At 69.7% G+C, this 891-nt stretch carries 1 protein-coding gene; it reads left to right on the top strand.

The window, feature by feature from the left end; all coding sequences use genetic code 11:
• Nucleotides 1-891: HAD-IC family P-type ATPase (locus CH292_RS06020; protein WP_143545729.1), on the top strand; the 891-nt coding region annotated here is incomplete at both ends.

Raw genomic sequence — 891 nt, forward strand, 5'->3', positions numbered from 1 at the left:
GACGGCACCATCGTCTCCGGATCGGCGAGCATGGACGAATCGATGATCACCGGCGAATCACGCACCGTCCGCCGCAGCGACGGCGACCACGTCGTCGCCGGCACTGTCGCCACCGACTCCGGTCTGCGCGTCAAGGTCACCGCAGTAGGGGAGGACACCGCCCTCGCCGGCATCGGCCGCCTGGTCGCCGACGCCCAGAACTCGACCTCGCGCGCTCAGCGCATCGCCGACACCGCCGCCGGTTGGCTGTTCTGGTTCGCTCTCGGTGCCGCGATCATCACCGCCGCTGTGTGGACTCTGGTCGGGATGCCCGACGACGCCGTCATCCGCACCATCACCGTGCTGGTCATCGCCTGCCCGCACGCACTCGGACTCGCGATCCCGCTGGTGGTCTCCATCGCCACCGAACGCGCCGCCCGCGGCGGTGTCCTGGTCAAGGACCGGCTCGCACTCGAAACCATGCGCACGGTGGACACCGTGCTCTTCGACAAGACCGGGACCCTCACCAAGGGTGAACCCACCGTCACCGCAATCGAGGTGACGAACGGGCGCACCGCCGACAATGTCCTCGCTTTGGCTGCTGCCGCAGAAGCCGACTCAGAGCACCCACTCGCACGGGCCATCGTTGCGGCCGCACGCGCGCGGAACCTGACCGTCCCGGCTGCAGCAGACTTCCAGTCGTCTCCCGCCGTCGGGGTCGCAGCCGACGTCGACGGCACCCGCGTGCAGGTCGGCGGGCCCGCGCTGCTCGAGCAGGAACACGGATCCGAACTTGCTGTCGCCGACCGGTGGCGGGGCGACGGGGCGATCATCCTGCACGTCCTCGCCGACGGTGCCGTGATCGGTGCCCTTGCGCTCGCCGATGAGATCCGGCCCGAATCACGCACGGCA

Origin of the sequence: Rhodococcus sp. 14-2470-1a (genome assembly GCF_002259425.1) — a bacterium.
Lineage (GTDB): Bacteria > Actinomycetota > Actinomycetes > Mycobacteriales > Mycobacteriaceae > Rhodococcoides > Rhodococcoides fascians_E.